Source organism: Exiguobacterium sp. FSL W8-0210 (genome assembly GCF_038006045.1).
Taxonomy (GTDB): domain Bacteria; phylum Bacillota; class Bacilli; order Exiguobacteriales; family Exiguobacteriaceae; genus Exiguobacterium_A.
Genome location: NZ_JBBOUK010000001.1, coordinates 1,520,829 through 1,537,301 on the forward strand (window position 1 = coordinate 1,520,829; position 16,473 = coordinate 1,537,301).

A 16,473-nucleotide genomic window follows, 5' to 3' on the forward strand; every position below is an offset into this window, starting at 1 on the left:
TCGCTCTGCTTGATCGTATGTTCATTATACGCTCGTCTGACGGGAAAAGTTTCAAAAATCATTCGTGTGTGAAAGTTTTGAACATTTTGTGATATGCTAAAAATGCTACACTGTTACATACTTCAAGGGGGTCTATAATCATGTCAACGACACAACAATGGCGCGACCATTTTGATGGTCTTCGCGCATACGAAGAAGCCGTCGCATTACTATACTGGGATATGCGGACATACATGCCGGATCAAGGTGCAGCGAACCGTTCCGCTTCGATCGGATTCCTCTCAACAGAGAGCTTCCGTCGCCGGACAGGAAAAACGTACCAACAATTACTGGCAGCGATGGAGCAAGAGACGCTGACGGGCATCGAAGCGATCTCGTTCGCGAAAGCAAAAGAAGCATTCGATCGCGACTCGAAGATTCCAGAAGCCGAGTATCAAACGTTCATCACGTTGATTTCGGAAGCCGAGAGTGTCTGGGAAAAGGCGAAGGACGCGAATGATTGGTCGATGTTTGAACCATATCTCGAGAAAATCGTCGCGATGGAACGCCAGTTTGTTGAGTATTGGGGTTATGACGCGCACCCGTATGACGCGCTCCTGCATGACTATGAGCCAGGGATGACGGTCGCAACACTCGATCCATTGTTTGCGGAACTTCGTCAAGCAATCATTGGTTTGCTCAGTCAACTCGAAGGAAAAGACTTCCCGACGCTTGATTGGTCAGCGGACCGCGAGACACAGATCGCCTTGAATCAAGAATGGCTCCGCGATATCGGTTATGACTTCACGTCCGGTCGATTGGATGAGACGGTTCACCCGTTCCAAACGACGATCAACCGGAAGGATGCGCGGATCACGACGAAATATGATGAGAACGACTACCGGAACTCCGTCTTCGGCACGATGCATGAAGCCGGACACGCGACGTATGAGCAAGGTATCGAACCGGAACTCGATTCACTTGGTCTCGGTGAAGGTGCTTCGATGGGGATCCACGAATCACAATCACTGTTCTTCGAGAATTTCATCGGACGTAATCAAGGCTTCTTATCAGCACGTTATCATGGTCTACAACAAGCAATCCCGTCGCTTGCTGACGTCCCATTCGAACGCTTCTACGCAGCGGTCAACGAAGTCAAGCCGTCCCTCATTCGGATCGAAGCCGATGAATTGACATATGCCCTTCATATCATCATTCGGTACGAACTTGAAAAACGCCTGATGACGAAAGAACTCGAAGTGAAGGATCTCCCGCAAGAATGGAACCGTCTCTATAAAGAGTATCTCGGCGTCGATGTCCCGAGTGACGATAAAGGGGTCTTACAAGACGTCCACTGGTCAGGTGGCTCGTTCGGTTACTTCCCAAGCTATGCGCTCGGTCTCGTCTACGCGGCACAATTGAACGAAGCGCTTCGTCGTGACGTCGAAAACGTCGATGGTCTGATTGCAGCTGGTACACTCGCACCGATCAAAAGCTGGCTGAAGGAAAACATTCACCGTCACGGGAAATCGAAGACACCGGCTGAACTGATCGAAGCAGCAACGGGTCAATCGATCTCGGTCGCACCCCTCGTCAACTACTTGACGAAGAAATACACGCGTGTCGTCGAGGCACTCTGATGTTATGGTTTGCACACCGCGGTGTCAGTGACCGTTTTCCTGAGAACACGCTCGAAGCAATCGCCGCTGCGATCGAAGACGACGTCGATGGTGTCGAGTTCGATGTCCATTTCTCAAAGGATGGTGTTGGTGTCATCATTCATGACGAGACTGTCAACCGGACGACGAACGGGACAGGGCGTGTGATCGACATGACGGTCGCTGAACTGCAAGCACTCGATGCCGGAGCACGTTTCAAAGGAGAAGCGATCAAGACGAAGATTCCGACGCTTGACGAAGTACTCGCAATCCTCGCACCAGCGACACTGCGGCTCAACATCGAGCTGAAGACGGATACGATTCGCTATGATGGCATTGAAGCGTATGTCCTCGAGCGTTGCGCGGCGCACGGCATTGCGACGGATCGGTTGTTGTTCAGTTCGTTCAACCATTATTCGGTTGCTCTGATTCGCAAGCTTGACCCGAGCGTCGAGACGGCGATTCTGTATCCGTATCCGATCTATCATCCGGAAGAACAAGCCCTCCGGATCGGTGCGACAGGGATTCATCCCGATTACCGACGCGTGACGGAGGCGGATGTCGCGTTCGCTCACGCACAAGACGTCACGGTTCGGGTCTATACCCCGAAGACGATCGACGATGTCCGTCAGATGCAAACGATCGGTGTTGACGTCGTCATCGTCAATGATCCAAAAGGAATGCGCGACACACTCGAAGGATGAGGAGGGGAAGGGATGCGCAAGGAATACGTATTCGTCATCAGTTTGTCGCTCGTCGCCTTATTCGTCGGTCTCCAGCTTGGCTTTGCCCGCTTGCCGGAACCAAAACCGAAGCAAGTGACGACGACACCGATGCGTCCTGCGGATTATGAGGCAGGACTTGCATCAGCGAAACGTGAATTGAAGCAGATTCAGCGCTTCACCTTGAAAAGCACCCTTCCTGCTAATGGAACGACGGTGACTTGGATCTATGAGACCCCATCCGATGAACGGATTGCGGTCGATTGGTACTATGTTGAGAGTTACCCGGAAGCCCAAGTCCAGATGACACGTAATGAGACGTCCCGGATCATCTCGTATGAACGCTACTTGATCGTCATCCGACCAATATACGGGACGGTCGTTGATAGTGAACTAGAACAGTTCGCGCTCCGCTTTACAGGTTATTTCACGACACAACAATAGGGGGAAAACGATGTCAGGTAAAATCATTCTCTTGATTGGTGGATCGGGCAGCGGAAAGTCTTCCCTAATCAAACGTCTGCGGACGGAATACGCACACGTCCGATTCATCCCGTCAGTGACGACACGACCGAAACGTCCGACGGAAATTGATGGAGCAAGCTATCACTTCGTCGACGTCAAGACGTTCCAGCAACTGATCCAAGAGGACGGGTTCATCGAATACGCCCATGTTCATCGCGCGTGGTACGGAACACCACGGCAAGCGTATGTCGATGTCCTCGAACAGGATCAAATCGTCATCAAGGACATCGATCCAAAAGGAGCAGCAAACTTTAAACGTCTGTTTGGTGACCAAGTCATCACGATCTTCGTCTCGGTCCCACCCGATTTGATGAAGGAGCGATTGTTGATGCGCGGTGATACACCGGAGTTCGAAGCGCGACTCGTCGATTACGAGGAAGCGTGGAAAGACCGCGATCACTACGATTATATGATCGAAAACATCGATTTCGAAACGGCGTATGCCGATCTGCTTGAGATCATTGCCAGCTATATTCCACAGGCATGACGAAGAGGACGCAAGTAAGCGTCCTCTTTTTGTCTTCAGAAAGGAGTCTTCATGCTACCAGATCATCCATTACTGACCGATATCGATAGCGTTAGACGGCTTGCCGGACGCTCGCACCAAGCTGTCTGGTTCGTCAAGACAACAACAGCACACTACATCGTCAAGGTCGTGACGGACCCATTAAGTCGTCAGTTTGAACGAGAGGCGGCTTTAATGGTCCCAGAACAAAAGGGAATTTCTCACGCCTTACCGCTAGCGACCGGACGGACTGCGACGACCGCGTACGGCATTTATCCATACCTACCCGGACGAACCGTTCGGAGCGTGCTTCTCGAGTCACCAGAATTAGCTCCTCGACTCGGTCAGGAGACAGGGCGAGCGTTGAGAAGCATTCATGACGTGATAGCACCGAGCGGGACGGCGGCATGGAAAGAACGTTGTCAGGCGAAACATGACCGCTATCGCGCAGCAGTTAATGGGTTGCTTGAGCCAGAGTGGATCGAGCGACTCGATCGGTTCATCCTTTTAAGGCTTTCACTTTTAGCTGAGCGTCCGAATCAACTGCAACATGACGATGTCCATCTCGATAATCTTCTTGTTGAGAATGGACATCTCTGTGCCTTCCTAGATTACGGGAACCATGATTACGGCGATCCGTGGCATGACTTCGTCAAATGTGGATTGTTTCAAGTCGAGACGAGTCCCGTCTTTGCCCGTCACATGATCGATGGATACTTCGAGAGCAAAGTACCGTCTAACTTTTGGCAGATCTACAGCCTCTATATGGCGATGGTCGTCTTCTCGTCTCTCGTCTGGGCAAAACGGTTCGATGTAGACGGATTGGAGGCAATGCAACGACGTGTTCAGCGGATCATCCGAGACCACGATGGATTTCAGTGTGAAACACCGCTTTGGTATGAGAGGCAAAAATCATGACTAAAAAAATGGATTCGTTTCTCACTTGAAGAGATACGAATCCATTTTTTTGAGTGGACCTTTAAATGAAAAGGGAGATTACCATTCGAATCCTTCTTCACTATACTTGCCGTTCGAATTGAAGAACCGTTCTTCAGTTTTACCGTTTACCGTATTCGTATAAATCAAGTAGACGTCGAGATGATCGTTTTGATCCGCCATCTTCTTAGCGGCTTTCTTAGCATCCGCTTCAGTCGTATAGGTTTCTGACTTACTTGCCTTACCATGTTTTTCTTGCCCTTGTTCTTCATAACCTTCTACTGTCCATACTTTTTTTGATGACATCATTAACTTCCTTTCCTGCCAAAAGCGAGTCCGCTTGGCTGTTACATTATGCTGTGCGAACCAATCCATCGTCAACTGTTGCTTTATTCCGTGTCGATCTCGTCCAAATGATCGGCATAATAACGAAGTGCCCGGTTAAATGTCTGAATCGAGGCGTCCGACGACGTCGCAGCAAGACTCTTGAGTAACCGACCGACAGCCTGATTGACTTGACCGAGGTTGTACTCCGTCATCGCGAGGAATGCTTGTAAGGCGTGAGCGTCTGGAAATTCAAGCAACGCGCTTCGGAAAACGCTTGATGCTTCTTTGAACTGACCGATGACGCGGTATGTACTTCCGAGCCCGATATAAGCTTGCAAGCGGTCCTCACCAGCAAGACCGAGCGCAAGTGCTTGTTCATAGTAGGGGACAGCAGCCTGTTCCTCACCAAGACTATCATGACACCAGGCCATCTGATAGAGGACCGCCGGATCGTTAGGGGCTGTTTCGACATACTGACGGACGAGTTCCTTTGCTGCTTCATACTGCCCTGTCTTTCGTAAGTGTTGCACTGATTCGAAATCAAACATCGTGTTTCCTCCTAATCGATTACTAAAAAACGGATCCGATCGCTTTTGACCGGATCCGTTCCATCGAACAGCTTAGACTGTTTTTTCAAGCTTCATTAAGAGCGAACGGAACAACTCCAGTTCCTGATCCGAGAAGTCCTCAAAGACGTCTGCAAGGTAATCCATCTTCATCGACTCGAGTTTTTCGTAAAGCTCAATGCCTTTCGGTGTTGCCCGCAGTTCGACGACGCGACGATCGAGCTCGCTTCGCTCACGTGAGATCAACTCTTTTTTCGTCAATTCGTCTGCCAGAGCCGTAATCATGCTTGCTGAAAATTGGAACTCTTGCGAGAGCGCTGAAGCAATTTGGGGACTGTTCGCACAAAGTGATTTTAAGATGAAGAACTCGTTACGTGTCAAGTAAGTCGTAAACATGCTACGCACGTCCTTTTTGATCGCGCGGTAGTTCATCCGTAATCCTTTTTCCGTATCAACGATCAACTGATCGCGTTGTGCTACTTCTAGTGTAGTTGCCATGTATCCTTCACTCTTTCTATACCGTAGTTTCTTTCACTCGTGATTTAGTATAGTGAAAAATTTTAGTTTAATCAATATTTTTCTCTTGAATCATCTGACTCGACGACACGGGCGACGATTTCTTCGACGTTGCGTAATTCCGGATAGAAACGGCGGAAGAAGTAGTCAATGCGGTGCGTATCTTCACCAGCGATCGTCAATGCCATACAGATATAGGCGATCCCGATTCCTTGACGAGGCAGGAATGGATTCGGCATGACCTTTGCACAACGTAAGGCGAGCGGACTATGTGTCGAGACCGCTTCAATCAGTTCACCGTACGTCCGGATATCGACGTAATGGAACATTCGGATCAGTTCGTTGATCAACTGTTGATCGGAATCGAGCATCATTTGTGACGTGACGAGACGTTTGTCGAGTTCGCTGATGACGGGGGAGTGGTCGATGAAGTAATTCAAGTTATCTGCTGTGATCCGGACTTGATGCGGATCAGACAAGATTTGTTGGACCGTCTCGTCTTCGAATTGTTTCAATTGCTTCTTGATGTTGACGAACTCCTGATCGGCGATCTCTAGAAGTCCTGCCACCCGACTGAAGCTACGCCGGACTTCTGCCGGGACGCTGTTCGGATTTTTATATCCAAGATCATGCTCGATCTCGGCCCACGCATGTTGAAGGATCGAGCGGATCTGAATCTCTGCCGTATAGTCCTTGAAACGTCCATACTCGCTTAAGGCAAGCCGCTGTTCACTGAGTGACGCGACGAAGTGGACCGAGAGGTAACCGAATTCCGTCGTATCGAGCAAGGTCGACTTATCGACCGATTGATCGCGATCGATCGCAAACTCATTCTCGATGATTCGCGCCGCTTCCCGAACGTCATCATGGAAATAGGTAACGATCCGGATCCCGGTCAAGTCATGGACGTCCTTGAGCGAACGGTATTTATTCGGTTGCCGTAAGACCTTTTGATACAGGCTCTCGGAGTCTTTCGTCCGGGCGACGATTGAGTGGTATTTGATGCCTGCCGCGTCCAACAGCTCGGACAAGAGCATCTTCAACTTGTCGGCATAGGCATCATATTCTTCCTTATCATTGACGTATTCGAGCATCATCGTATTTAAATCTTGTGATTGCACCGTTTTGCACCTTCCTCATCCTGTAGTCATCTAGCCATATTGTAGCACTCTGCTTCACTAAACGCACAAGAAGACCCTGTTTGAAGCAGTACGATTCGTGGGAAAAAGACAAGTAGTATGTGTTCAGGAGGAGATTGAAAATGGAAATAGTGGATGCCCGTGCTTTACCTGCCGATCATATGGATGTCTTGCATGTCACACCGTCGTCGATCTATTTTCGACGTCGCCTCGATGACGCCCGTTACCACATCAGTCGGTATGATCTTGAAGATCAAGAACAAGTCGATCTGACGCAGCAGGCTTTGACGGATCACGGACCGACCCGACCGTTCGTGCGGCACGGAAGAGTCTATTGTTTGAATGAACATACGCAAGAGCAGGGCGGGGAGACGGAAGTGCTCGTTATCGATCTCTTGTCCGGTAAACGGGAGCAGATTGCGTCGTTTTACGTGGAAGGGGATTTGACGCTCTACTGGGTGCTCAATGACAACTATCTCGTATTCTTGCAGACGACGGATACGACGTCCGCGTTTTTGTATGACGTCAAGGACGAATCACGGCAGACGATTCGCGATCCACGGCTCTACGGGATGACGGAGAATTACCGGGAACTCTATTTCTTTCTCGTCACGCTCGAAGACAAGGAGTACATCGTCTGTAACGCTCGGCTCGATGAGTTCTCGTTCTATGACGCCCTTGAAAGTGGTGTCATCTCACCAGAAGATCCGATTGATCACTCCGAAAGTCTGTTGATCGCACCACTTTCGACCTTGATTGAGGAGATTGAACAAGGTGTCGAACATTTATCGTTTGCGACACTATTGAAATTAGATGGGGAAGGGGATACCGTCCAGTATCTCGGGGAACAAGAAGGGCATCTCATCTTCAGTGCCTATACCGATCGTCTGAACGAAGAAATCTTTTACCGGATTGATACGGAAGCGAGTGTCGAAGAGGTCGCCCGGATCCAGTGGAGTGACTACGAACCGCTCGATTTCACATACGATGATGTTGAGTCGACGATCTTCATCGTTAATGACCGATCCGAGCACCATCATGAAATAATCAACTTACGCAATGGTGCCCGATTCCTCGATAAAGAACCGTTCGAACGTGTCTTACGGGGACGCTTCTATCTACACGAAGCGATTGGAGACAACGCGGAACCGATGGTCACCGTCTATGATGCAGAACACAATGAACGCTATCGGTTCGAGGATGCCTATTATGTCACTGTGTCCGGGGAACTTGTCATCTTATCAGTCCATCAACTATAAAAAAGTGGGACTGACTCAAAAAAAGAATGACGCGTCACACGCTACTCCTACAGAAAAAGCGCATCTTTTCGCTGTCAGAGACAAACAAGACCCGATTTCCTGCTTGAATAAGGCTGGAAAACTGGCTTGTGTCTCGCCTGAGGAAAGGGCGTGAAAAGACGCGTCATTCTTTTTGTTACGAGATAAGGTTGGCAGAATGATGATCTGCCAACCTTATCTTTGTAAAAACTGACTTTTGAATCAGTCCCGTCTGTATGAACATATAATTATTTCAGATACCATAATTAATATAAAAAACAAAAAACCAGCCGAGAGTAAACCTCAGGCTGGCTAGAAATGCTACACTTATTCTGCGTCAGTCGTACGTGTGTAGACGTCGACTTGAATGTTTCCAGCAGTTGCACGTGAGTAAGGGCAGACCGTATGCGCGACTTTCGCGAGTTCAGCGGCCGCTTCTTCTGAGATCCCGCGGACGAGAACATCAAGTTCGACTGAAAGCATGAATCCGTCAGCTGCTTCGTTTAACGTCACGTGTGCTGTAACTTCACTGCCATCATGTTTGATCCCTTGTTTGCGAGCGACCATGTTTAAAGCAGAGTCGAAGCAAGCAGAGTATCCTGCAGCAAAGAGTTGTTCTGGGTTCGTTGCTTGTTTTTTCGATCCTGGTACTGGCATTGCGAGGGCGACGTCAAGGATTCCGTCCTCCGATACGACGCGTCCGTCGCGACCTCCGACAGCTGTTGCAGATGATGTGAACATTGGTTTCATGTGTGTAACTCCCTTTCGTTGTTAGATTCAAATAAGTAGCTTACAATTAGATTGTATACAATTTAAATCGAAATGCAACTCGTTTGCTCACGATAGGAGGAATTTTTTATGAACCCGTTAGCTTTAGATGAACAACTCTGTTTTCCGTTTTATGCGATTTCGCGTGAGATCACGCGTCGTTATCGTCCGTTACTTGAACCCCTCGGTCTGACGTATCCACAATATCTCGTCATGCTCGTCGTCTGGGAGGAGGAGGGACAATCGCTTAAAGCCATCGGCGAACGGCTCCATCTTGACTCCGGTACGTTGACGCCGTTACTAAAGAAACTCGAAGCAGCAGATTTGTTGCGACGCGTCCGTAAGCCGGAAGACGAACGACACATCCAGATTTTTTTGACAGATGCCGGTCGTGCGTTACGGAAACAAGCAGAGACCGTTCCGCTTGATCTCGTCCAAACACTCGACGTCGATGAAGAAGATCTTCAAGTCGTCAAAGCGGCACTGAATCGTCTCGTCATGAAAATGAGCGACCCGGATTAACCGGATCGCTCATTGTCTTATTTACGGCGGAAGCCTTCTTCTTCAAGATAGTTCGCTGCTTCCTTATACGAGTTGAATGCACCGTCTAAAAGATCACCGGCGTAGACGAGCCACGTGTCGATGTCTTCATTGAGCAACGTCAATTCGAACTGGTTATCGTTGACCCATGTTTCTTCGAGTGTTTCGACCGATTGGACTGTTGAGAGTGCTTTGATTGCATCTTCTAATAAGAGAATTAAAGCAGGTTCTGAGAATTCACGGATGTTGACGAAACCTTTTTCGTCCGTTTCATAACCTGGTAGACCAGCGGCATAGACGAAGCCGTTACCGTTCGGATGCAAATGATAGACGAGATTCTTCTTCTCATACTGACTGTCCGGAAATTGGAAATTGACGCGCTTCAGCGAGACATCTTTTCGGACGAGTTGTGGGAAGGTCTCGATAATTCGTAGTTTTTCTTCAAAAGTTAACATGGTTCCTCCTTGGTGTTACAGTTCTTCACTTCTATATATGCGATGAAATCAAACAAAATGTCAACCGCTGTCTGAAACCAAGCGACGTTTTTAACCGTAAATGGAAACGAAAGGAAGTGTTTTTTGATGTCTACTGTACAATGGCATACGCTGCCAGAACGATCGATTCGAGCAGAACGGCTCGGATTGTTGCCGTTACATGGCTTGATCGCCGTCATCTTGATCGGAACGACGATCACCCAAGTCATGTGGCTCGACCTGACACCTTGGTGGATGGGCATCGTCGGTCTGCTTTGGCTGATCTATTTCATTCCCCGTATCGTCTACATACCCGTTCTTCGCTTGAAGTATATGCGTTATCGCATCGATGAGGAATTTCTCGTCGTCCGCAACGGCATCTTCTTCCGCCGCGAAGTCACCGTGCCGCTCGTCAAGGTGCAATTGATCGATAGCCAAACGGGACCGATCCTGCGTCGCTATGATTTGATCACACTTGATATTCGAACGGCATCCGGCTTCGTCACGTTGTCAAGACTCGATCGTGCTCAAGGAGACTCGCTACGCACACAAGTCGAACGATTCGCGAAACTCGAGGAGCGGGAGGAGGAATCGTTATGACCCGGCGCGTCCACCCGCTGTTCATCGTGATGTCGAGTATCTCGATCATCCGCTCGCTCCTGATTCCGTTCGCCGCCTTGATTTTAAATGCGATCCGAAAAGGCGAGATCAACACCTATACGTGGATCGGGATCAGTGTTGGGATTGTGTTCGTCCTCTTATACGGGATCGCCTCCTGGTATTTCTATACGTTCACGATTGATGCCGAGACGATTCGGGTCCGCAAAGGAATTCTCCAAAAAAGTGAACGGACGACGCAACGTAAACGGATCGAGTCGATCGGCATTCAGCAAAACGTCATCGAAAGACTGTTGCGTCTTGCGACGTTGACCGTCGAGACATCGTCTGAGAGCGGAACACCGGAAGTCGAACTGAAGGGGATCCGTCTTGATTTTGCGAAAGAACTGAAGTCGTCGATCAAAAACGAGGGACAGCTCGTCGTCGAAGAACAACAGGCGGAAGTCGCCTATACGATCCCTGTCCGCGATTTGGCATTAGCCGGTGCCTTGTCAGGACGCGTCGGACTAGCGCTCGTCGGGATCGGGACCGCCTATCAATTCATCGATCAGTTCATTGAACGTTATGTCGATCGACTGTTCTCGGAACTCGCTCATTTATCGTTGTTCGTTTTGACGGGACTTGGCGTACTCGTCTTACTCGTCATCTACATCGGCTCGATCATCGTCTATATCTTGAAATACGGTTCCTACCGTGCCGTCTTGCAAAACAACCGATTGTTGATCGGGTACGGGATGTTGAACCGGACCGAGGTTGCGTTTCATGCCGATAAGATTCAAGCCCTCGTCATTCAAGAAAGCTGGATTCAGCGTTTGATCGGACGAGCGAGCCTGTCCTTACACATCATCTCGGCGACTGGAGAGAAGGAGCGACTGCTGCTCCATCCGTTCATCCGAACGAACGAGATTGATGCGTTCCTGGCGACGTATCTGCCGCGCTTTCGTCAGTTCCGCCCACAGTATGAAGTCGCACCGATTGGCTTTCGCTACCGGGTCCGGTGGCCGTTACTCGGTTATGCGCTGTTGTTTACTGCATTAAGCAGTGTCTTCATCATCGTCCTTGATTCCTCATGGCGCTTCCTGATCTTGCTTCTGTTCATCTGGTTACCGTTCTATTACTTCGCTGTGCGCAGCGGTTACCGAAAGACCCGTTTCGGAACCGGTTACGATCTCTTGATGTTACGCAAACAATGGGTCCAAAAAGAGACCGTCTATACGCCACGACTGAAGATCGAGGAACTGACCTGGTCCGTCTCCCGCTGGCTCGAAGCAAAGGAGATTGCCCGGATTGAGATTCAACTGCGGGGTAATACTGCCTTTAACGCGCTCTATTTTGAAAGAACGGATATCGATACCTTACAGCGCTGGTATAAACAATCGTTCCTTTCGACCCCGTTAGCAGGGGAAGTGAAAACCGACGACGAATAAGGAAAGACTCACTGTCGGAAAGGAAGCGAAGCACATGCGCAAATGGGGAATCGGCATCGTGTTGCTCGTCACGTGTCTGCTACTGTTCATCGTCTATGATGGATACCGGATGCAAGAAACATTGATCGGTCAGTCGGACGCTTCTCCGATTCTGAAGACGACGAGAACGGACGGACAGGTGACGAAAGACGAGACATGGTTCAAACAAACGAGCGAGACACAGCAATGGTCGAAGGACGGGCTCGTCCGCTTCGGTCGTTATCTACCGGTTGACGGTAGCAAACAGACAGTCCTCCTCGTCCCGGATGAGATGATGTTTTCACAGACCGGTGTTTATGCGCTTACCCGCTATTACCATGAGGCTGATTTCAATGTCCTACTCATCGAACGGCGTGGGCAGGATCGAAGCGGTGGCGTCCGGAACTACGGTTGGCTCGATCGACTGGATGTCTTGGAATGGACGAAACGCCTGCTTGCTGAAAACGGAGACGATACACGGATCGTCTATCACGGACTCGGTGTCGGCGCAGCGACCGTCTTACTCGCTTCTGGCGAGACCGTACCGACACAAGTCCGGGCGATCGTTGCTGAAGGAGCTTACGCCCGACTCGACGACTGGTTCAGTCTACTCGCGGACGAACAGATCCGTTACCCGGCACTGCCGTCTCTGACGGTCGCAAGCATGTGGAACAAAGGGGAACAGGACTTCTTCTTCGGCGACTCTCGGTGACGCGCCAAGCGACGAAAATCCGGGTTCCAACGCTGTTCATCCATGGACTGAAGGACGACCTCGTCCCGGTTCGGATGATGTACGAGCTGTATCAAGCAAAAACCGGATTAAAACAATTGTATCCGGTTCGTGATGCCGGACATGGTGAGACATATACGATTGATCCGGACAACTATGAAAAACGATTGCGTTTGTTCCTGCAACCTTACTTGCGGGATATGTAAAGAAGGGAAGACGGAAGCATGCAGACGAGACAATCATCCTACTACTGGGTCGGATCCGACGAATCATTCGTCGACACGAAGCAGATTGACCAGATTGGTCGGATAACGCTTGGGCGATTCGGAGGCTGCTCAAGAAGCGGACAATATAAAAACGAAGACGGGGCTGCCATCTTGATCGGCGACGATTGGGAGATGACCGTCGTCTTAGACGCTCATAAGACAGCGGATAGTGCGGCACTTGTCTTACAGCAGTTAGCGCAACACGAGTCGCGCATTCGGACTGATCTTGATGCCCCACTTACGGACGCATTCCGACGAATCGAAACGACCGTGCTGGATCTATTTCAAGATCCGGACTTTTTAGCGGCGTGTGCGACATTGCAAGGGGAGACGGCGTGTCTGATTGCGGTCCGGAAAGGGCGTTTCATCTGGTGGTTCTCGGTCGGTGACGTCGTCTTGTATCTGTTTCACCCGGAGCTGATGAAGATGGGACAAGCCGCCTTGAACCAGCGTCAATTCTATGAATGGATTGGACACGCGAACACGTTTGCGTTACCGGTCCCGAGTTACGCGCGTGGGATCCGCGAATTGCGCCAAGGCGAGAATCAGTTGTTCGTGACGACGGATGGTTTGCTTGAGTGCCCGGGAACCCCATATGCTGACGCGATGCAGATCGAGGAAACTTTACGATCAGGTGGTGTCAAAGAACTTCTCTCGACGATCGAGGTACAGGGCGTTCGTGACAGCACGACGGTCGTCACGTGGACGGTCACGATTAACGAACGCGTAACCCAACCAAGTGATACATGAAATAACCCGCGCTCCTGCTTGAGCGCGGGTTATTGTTATTCTGTTTCAGGCGTTTGTTCCTGTTGCTGATCGAGTTCGACCGGTTCTTGGTCAACGGGTGGCTTCGTTTCAGCCAACGGGAAGGCGATGCCCGCACTTGTCAGTAAGGTGATCAAGGCGGCGCTCGTCAATGTTTGACGCATGGTCCGACACGTCCTTTCTGTCTGATTTCGACACTATATTTTAATAATTCTGAACATTCTTCATCGTTTCGTCAAGCAATCTTTTACTTCCACTACGTATTTTTCCCAAAAACCCAGTATACTTAAACATGAAAAAGGGGGAAATCGATTGAAATTAACGAAAGCCAACACACGTTTATTAGAAACCGTTTTACCACGATTGAATCTGAACGTTGCAGAACCGGACCGGACGGAAATCGAAGATCGCCTGCGGGCAGACATCTATGAAGCTCAGCGAAAACAACGACCATTCGAAGAGGTCCACGGTCTATCCGTCGAGGCACGTCTTGACCAGATGATCGCCGAGTTACCGCAGCGGCACCGGATGGAGACGCAGAAACGCTGGACACGCAACTACGTCTCCTCGATCTTGATGTTCATTTTCATTGAAGGGATTGACGGATTGTTCCAGTTTGCCTTGATTGATTACTTATTCTTCTCAATCATCGCCTTGTTCTTGATCGATGCGATGTCTCAAGTCATCACGGCACCGAAGCTTAAACAAGTCAAGTCGCGGGTCTGGATTCAATTCGTCATCAGTTTCATTCTATTTTCAACCTATAAGGCACTGCTCGTGACGATCTTCCCGGCACCGGACGTCTTGATTCAGGTCAGTGGATTGCCGTCTTATATCATAGGCATTGCAGGGCTGGTCGGTCTTTATATCTACTGGTCGAAGAATCCGTTACGAAAACGCGGCGCGTAATTTGCGAGAGGGGATGGTTGCGTGGAATTCACACATTGGAAACGACGGCTGCAAGATCATTTCGAACGAATGGGCTTTTCCTTACTGACGGAACGCCTAGCGATGCAAGACATGGTCAAACTCGAAGCGACACATGGTGCCTTCCTGTTCTTCCCGGTGACGATTCATCTCTATGAACGGTCCGGCTGGAAGATGGTCGCGTTTGAGGCAGAGACGGGGGAGGATCCGCAACTCGTCGAGCAGCAGATTGCCTCGTTGTTCCAACTCTTGATGGTGACGTTCCAAGAAGAAGAGCGGGAATTTCTGCTCGGTTTCCATGCTAATACCGGTCGTTACCTGACGGACCGTAATGCACCCGTCGGACGGCTCGTCCGTCTGATCGAAGAGTGCTGGTATGACGGTGACGTCCTGCGAGTCGACACATTCGATCCGTTTCCGGGACTGTTCGTCGCACCACCTTTTGCCCATCAAAGTTATGCCTTCATGCCGGAAGAACGGACGTGGCGCTTATCCGTCGGGCGTACTGGACGTCCGGCGAACGATTATCGTTTCGACGGAACGATTTTGTCCCCACACCGCTTACCGGAATCGGAATTATTTACTGTGACACCAAAGTCGGTACCGTTAGAGGATGAAGAGGCGATCCGAAACTTACTGGAAACGGAACGACAGACGATCGCTAAGTTCCATGATCGTGCCATGGCGACGATTCGGGCGTACGACCCATCATTTGGTTTTGCTTGGCGCGGGACGCAGACATTTTTCCACGGTGTTCCGGTCAATCCATTCGCACAGCGCTTGTGGCTCGAGAACGGCGTGACGCGTTACCGGATTCTACAACAAGGATCGACGCGATTGCTTGCTTCCGGTGAGACTTGTGACGCTGTCATCGAAATGCTCGATGCTGCCGTCAGCAGTGAAGAACCGGATGGTCAATCCGTCAGTCCGATTGGTCAACTGATCCTCGGGATTTGGCAACAGATCGAGTCGGACGAAGCAACGTATATCACGAACGTTGATTGCCGCGGCATCTCGCGTACACAAGCCGATAACCGGATCCGCCACGCGCTAGCAAGGCAAGAGACGATCGAGTGGGTGCACCGGGCACCGAACGAAGATGATATTTGTCGCTTTGCCGGTCTGACGTTGACCTTCCCACATCGTCCACCGGGTGTCATCACGATTGAACGAACGGAAGCAGAATAACACGAACAGGCACGTCCGCGAGTAAGCAGACGTGTCTGTTCGTTTTTTTAGTGCGCGTGCTGTGACAATCGATTAAAGACGACGGACAGACTGTAATAGATCATTGCTGTCAGAGCAGCGATCGTAAAAGAAAGCGGCAGGTCAAATGCGTCCTTCGTCGTCAAGAGAATCAGGAGACTCGCGATCACGATACCGTACACTCCGTAACCGAGGACTGTCGGCACATACGCTAATGTCGTCGATCACCGGTTGATGATCATGCCGATAAGGAAGTCGAGTAAGAAGCCGGACAGCAAGATGATCGGCAAGGTCGCTAAGACGTAAAACAAAAATGTTGAACCGAATGATTCATACATCGTATCCGATGTCCGATCTCGGAGCGGTGTATAGGATATGTATGCTAGGACGGTGCAAACGAGCGTGGTGGTCAAGATGACGGCAAGTAATCGGTTTAACATCAAGGTTCCTCCTTTATTTTCCTTATTGAGGGGTCCCCCCAACAAAACGCGGAAAACATACGCTAAGTCAATTTCTGGATGAAATAAATCGACTTTTTCCTATGCTAAGGAATTAATAGCCTTTCATATTGGCTAAATAATC

23 protein-coding genes are annotated in these 16,473 nt (G+C 50.0%); 14 read left to right on the top strand and 9 right to left on the bottom strand.

The genetic code is table 11. The annotated features are described in order from the left end of the window. Nucleotides 1-140 precede the first annotated feature (140 nt). From MKY22_RS07985 to MKY22_RS08005, 5 genes are read left to right on the top strand one after another with little or no spacing between them, the layout of a single operon-like run. On the top strand, nucleotides 141-1,619 hold the full coding sequence (locus MKY22_RS07985) for a carboxypeptidase M32 (RefSeq protein WP_290750307.1): 1,479 nt from the start codon (nucleotides 141-143) through the stop codon (nucleotides 1,617-1,619). Further along, complete coding sequence (locus tag MKY22_RS07990; protein WP_341088096.1) at nucleotides 1,619-2,341, top strand: glycerophosphodiester phosphodiesterase; 723 nt, start codon at nucleotides 1,619-1,621, stop codon at nucleotides 2,339-2,341. Before MKY22_RS07985 ends, MKY22_RS07990 begins: the two co-directional genes overlap by 1 nt. A 12-nt stretch (nucleotides 2,342-2,353) precedes the next feature. After that, complete coding sequence (locus MKY22_RS07995; protein WP_035408033.1) at nucleotides 2,354-2,803, top strand: hypothetical protein; 450 nt, start codon at nucleotides 2,354-2,356, stop codon at nucleotides 2,801-2,803. Between the two features lie 10 nt (nucleotides 2,804-2,813). After that, nucleotides 2,814-3,371 (top strand): guanylate kinase, encoded by a 558-nt coding sequence (locus MKY22_RS08000; RefSeq protein WP_214853717.1) that lies wholly within the window; start codon nucleotides 2,814-2,816, stop codon nucleotides 3,369-3,371. A gap of 51 nt (nucleotides 3,372-3,422) precedes the next feature. Then, nucleotides 3,423-4,307 carry an aminoglycoside phosphotransferase family protein gene (locus MKY22_RS08005; RefSeq protein ID WP_341088102.1) on the top strand — a complete coding sequence of 295 codons (885 nt, stop codon included), beginning with the start codon at nucleotides 3,423-3,425 and terminating at the stop codon, nucleotides 4,305-4,307. 78 nt (nucleotides 4,308-4,385) lie between these two features. Here MKY22_RS08005 and MKY22_RS08010 read toward each other — a convergent pair whose 3' ends face one another. The 4 genes from MKY22_RS08010 to MKY22_RS08025 form a co-directional block, all read right to left on the bottom strand. After that, complete coding sequence (locus tag MKY22_RS08010; protein WP_341088105.1) at nucleotides 4,386-4,631, bottom strand: hypothetical protein; 246 nt, start codon at nucleotides 4,629-4,631, stop codon at nucleotides 4,386-4,388. An 83-nt stretch (nucleotides 4,632-4,714) separates the two neighbouring features. Beyond that, on the bottom strand, nucleotides 4,715-5,200 hold the full coding sequence (locus MKY22_RS08015; RefSeq protein ID WP_341088107.1) for a tetratricopeptide repeat protein: 486 nt from the start codon (nucleotides 5,198-5,200) through the stop codon (nucleotides 4,715-4,717). 72 nt (nucleotides 5,201-5,272) lie between these two features. Beyond that, entirely contained in the window at nucleotides 5,273-5,716 is a 444-nt protein-coding gene (locus MKY22_RS08020) for a MarR family winged helix-turn-helix transcriptional regulator (protein ID WP_341088111.1), read from the bottom strand. 71 nt (nucleotides 5,717-5,787) lie between these two features. Continuing rightward, nucleotides 5,788-6,855: a GTP pyrophosphokinase gene (locus MKY22_RS08025; RefSeq protein ID WP_290783884.1), complete on the bottom strand. Its 1,068-nt coding sequence runs from the start codon at nucleotides 6,853-6,855 to the stop codon at nucleotides 5,788-5,790. A 140-nt stretch (nucleotides 6,856-6,995) separates the two neighbouring features. On the opposite strand from MKY22_RS08025, the gene MKY22_RS08030 reads away from it, so the two are divergent. Beyond that, nucleotides 6,996-8,132, top strand: coding sequence for a Six-bladed beta-propeller, TolB-like protein (locus tag MKY22_RS08030; protein ID WP_341088119.1), 1,137 nt, complete (start codon nucleotides 6,996-6,998; stop codon nucleotides 8,130-8,132). A gap of 345 nt (nucleotides 8,133-8,477) precedes the next feature. Here MKY22_RS08030 and MKY22_RS08035 read toward each other — a convergent pair whose 3' ends face one another. After that, on the bottom strand, nucleotides 8,478-8,900 hold the full coding sequence (locus MKY22_RS08035) for an organic hydroperoxide resistance protein (RefSeq protein ID WP_023468292.1): 423 nt from the start codon (nucleotides 8,898-8,900) through the stop codon (nucleotides 8,478-8,480). A gap of 108 nt (nucleotides 8,901-9,008) precedes the next feature. Here MKY22_RS08035 and MKY22_RS08040 point away from each other — a divergent pair, with 108 nt between their 5' ends. Continuing rightward, nucleotides 9,009-9,440, top strand: coding sequence for a MarR family winged helix-turn-helix transcriptional regulator (locus MKY22_RS08040; RefSeq protein ID WP_341088126.1), 432 nt, complete (start codon nucleotides 9,009-9,011; stop codon nucleotides 9,438-9,440). Nucleotides 9,441-9,457: 17 nt separating this feature from the next. Here MKY22_RS08040 and MKY22_RS08045 read toward each other — a convergent pair whose 3' ends face one another. Beyond that, nucleotides 9,458-9,913: a hypothetical protein gene (locus MKY22_RS08045; protein WP_023468294.1), complete on the bottom strand. Its 456-nt coding sequence runs from the start codon at nucleotides 9,911-9,913 to the stop codon at nucleotides 9,458-9,460. Nucleotides 9,914-10,039: 126 nt separating this feature from the next. Between MKY22_RS08045 and MKY22_RS08050 the strand changes: the two genes are divergently transcribed. Genes MKY22_RS08050 through MKY22_RS08070 form a run of 5 tightly spaced genes read left to right on the top strand, consistent with a single transcriptional unit; the run spans nucleotide 10,040 to nucleotide 13,740 of the window. After that, complete coding sequence (locus MKY22_RS08050; RefSeq protein WP_341088130.1) at nucleotides 10,040-10,531, top strand: PH domain-containing protein; 492 nt, start codon at nucleotides 10,040-10,042, stop codon at nucleotides 10,529-10,531. Next, nucleotides 10,528-11,976: a PH domain-containing protein gene (locus MKY22_RS08055; protein ID WP_341088132.1), complete on the top strand. Its 1,449-nt coding sequence runs from the start codon at nucleotides 10,528-10,530 to the stop codon at nucleotides 11,974-11,976. Before MKY22_RS08050 ends, MKY22_RS08055 begins: the two co-directional genes overlap by 4 nt. A 34-nt stretch (nucleotides 11,977-12,010) precedes the next feature. After that, entirely contained in the window at nucleotides 12,011-12,706 is a 696-nt protein-coding gene (locus MKY22_RS08060) for an alpha/beta hydrolase (protein ID WP_341088133.1), read from the top strand. Further along, entirely contained in the window at nucleotides 12,703-12,930 is a 228-nt protein-coding gene (locus MKY22_RS08065; protein WP_341088134.1) for an alpha/beta hydrolase, read from the top strand. The genes MKY22_RS08060 and MKY22_RS08065 overlap by 4 nt, the downstream gene beginning before the upstream one ends. A gap of 18 nt (nucleotides 12,931-12,948) precedes the next feature. Beyond that, nucleotides 12,949-13,740, top strand: a complete 792-nt coding sequence (locus tag MKY22_RS08070; protein WP_341088135.1) for a protein phosphatase 2C domain-containing protein — start codon at nucleotides 12,949-12,951, stop codon at nucleotides 13,738-13,740. A 35-nt stretch (nucleotides 13,741-13,775) separates the two neighbouring features. Here the strand turns inward: MKY22_RS08070 and MKY22_RS08075 are convergent, their stop codons facing one another. Beyond that, nucleotides 13,776-13,922: a hypothetical protein gene (locus MKY22_RS08075; protein ID WP_341088136.1), complete on the bottom strand. Its 147-nt coding sequence runs from the start codon at nucleotides 13,920-13,922 to the stop codon at nucleotides 13,776-13,778. Between the two features lie 148 nt (nucleotides 13,923-14,070). Here MKY22_RS08075 and MKY22_RS08080 point away from each other — a divergent pair, with 148 nt between their 5' ends. Both MKY22_RS08080 and MKY22_RS08085 read left to right on the top strand, forming a co-directional pair. Further along, complete coding sequence (locus tag MKY22_RS08080; protein WP_312087034.1) at nucleotides 14,071-14,667, top strand: hypothetical protein; 597 nt, start codon at nucleotides 14,071-14,073, stop codon at nucleotides 14,665-14,667. 21 nt (nucleotides 14,668-14,688) lie between these two features. After that, on the top strand, nucleotides 14,689-15,873 hold the full coding sequence (locus MKY22_RS08085) for a hypothetical protein (protein WP_035408013.1): 1,185 nt from the start codon (nucleotides 14,689-14,691) through the stop codon (nucleotides 15,871-15,873). A gap of 47 nt (nucleotides 15,874-15,920) precedes the next feature. Here MKY22_RS08085 and MKY22_RS08090 read toward each other — a convergent pair whose 3' ends face one another. After that, nucleotides 15,921-16,097 carry a hypothetical protein gene (locus MKY22_RS08090; RefSeq protein WP_341088145.1) on the bottom strand — a complete coding sequence of 59 codons (177 nt, stop codon included), beginning with the start codon at nucleotides 16,095-16,097 and terminating at the stop codon, nucleotides 15,921-15,923. A gap of 18 nt (nucleotides 16,098-16,115) precedes the next feature. After that, the gene (locus MKY22_RS08095) at nucleotides 16,116-16,331 is read right to left on the bottom strand and encodes a hypothetical protein (protein ID WP_341088148.1); all 216 of its coding nucleotides are present in this window, start codon (nucleotides 16,329-16,331) and stop codon (nucleotides 16,116-16,118) included. Nucleotides 16,332-16,473: the final 142 nt, after the last annotated feature.

What these genes read in the sequence shown, in the direction of transcription:
- MKY22_RS07985 (WP_290750307.1), top strand. Translation starts at nt 141, where the DNA reads ATGTCAACGACACAACAATGGCGCGACCATTTTGATGGTCTTCGCGCA.
- MKY22_RS07990 (WP_341088096.1), top strand. Translation starts at nt 1,619, where the DNA reads ATGTTATGGTTTGCACACCGCGGTGTCAGTGACCGTTTTCCTGAGAAC.
- MKY22_RS07995 (WP_035408033.1), top strand. Translation starts at nt 2,354, where the DNA reads ATGCGCAAGGAATACGTATTCGTCATCAGTTTGTCGCTCGTCGCCTTA.
- MKY22_RS08000 (WP_214853717.1), top strand. Translation starts at nt 2,814, where the DNA reads ATGTCAGGTAAAATCATTCTCTTGATTGGTGGATCGGGCAGCGGAAAG.
- MKY22_RS08005 (WP_341088102.1), top strand. Translation starts at nt 3,423, where the DNA reads ATGCTACCAGATCATCCATTACTGACCGATATCGATAGCGTTAGACGG.
- MKY22_RS08010 (WP_341088105.1), bottom strand. Translation starts at nt 4,631, where the DNA reads ATGTCATCAAAAAAAGTATGGACAGTAGAAGGTTATGAAGAACAAGGG.
- MKY22_RS08015 (WP_341088107.1), bottom strand. Translation starts at nt 5,200, where the DNA reads ATGTTTGATTTCGAATCAGTGCAACACTTACGAAAGACAGGGCAGTAT.
- MKY22_RS08020 (WP_341088111.1), bottom strand. Translation starts at nt 5,716, where the DNA reads ATGGCAACTACACTAGAAGTAGCACAACGCGATCAGTTGATCGTTGAT.
- MKY22_RS08030 (WP_341088119.1), top strand. Translation starts at nt 6,996, where the DNA reads ATGGAAATAGTGGATGCCCGTGCTTTACCTGCCGATCATATGGATGTC.
- MKY22_RS08035 (WP_023468292.1), bottom strand. Translation starts at nt 8,900, where the DNA reads ATGAAACCAATGTTCACATCATCTGCAACAGCTGTCGGAGGTCGCGAC.
- MKY22_RS08040 (WP_341088126.1), top strand. Translation starts at nt 9,009, where the DNA reads ATGAACCCGTTAGCTTTAGATGAACAACTCTGTTTTCCGTTTTATGCG.
- MKY22_RS08045 (WP_023468294.1), bottom strand. Translation starts at nt 9,913, where the DNA reads ATGTTAACTTTTGAAGAAAAACTACGAATTATCGAGACCTTCCCACAA.
- MKY22_RS08050 (WP_341088130.1), top strand. Translation starts at nt 10,040, where the DNA reads ATGTCTACTGTACAATGGCATACGCTGCCAGAACGATCGATTCGAGCA.
- MKY22_RS08055 (WP_341088132.1), top strand. Translation starts at nt 10,528, where the DNA reads ATGACCCGGCGCGTCCACCCGCTGTTCATCGTGATGTCGAGTATCTCG.
- MKY22_RS08060 (WP_341088133.1), top strand. Translation starts at nt 12,011, where the DNA reads ATGCGCAAATGGGGAATCGGCATCGTGTTGCTCGTCACGTGTCTGCTA.
- MKY22_RS08070 (WP_341088135.1), top strand. Translation starts at nt 12,949, where the DNA reads ATGCAGACGAGACAATCATCCTACTACTGGGTCGGATCCGACGAATCA.
- MKY22_RS08075 (WP_341088136.1), bottom strand. Translation starts at nt 13,922, where the DNA reads ATGCGTCAAACATTGACGAGCGCCGCCTTGATCACCTTACTGACAAGT.
- MKY22_RS08095 (WP_341088148.1), bottom strand. Translation starts at nt 16,331, where the DNA reads ATGTTAAACCGATTACTTGCCGTCATCTTGACCACCACGCTCGTTTGC.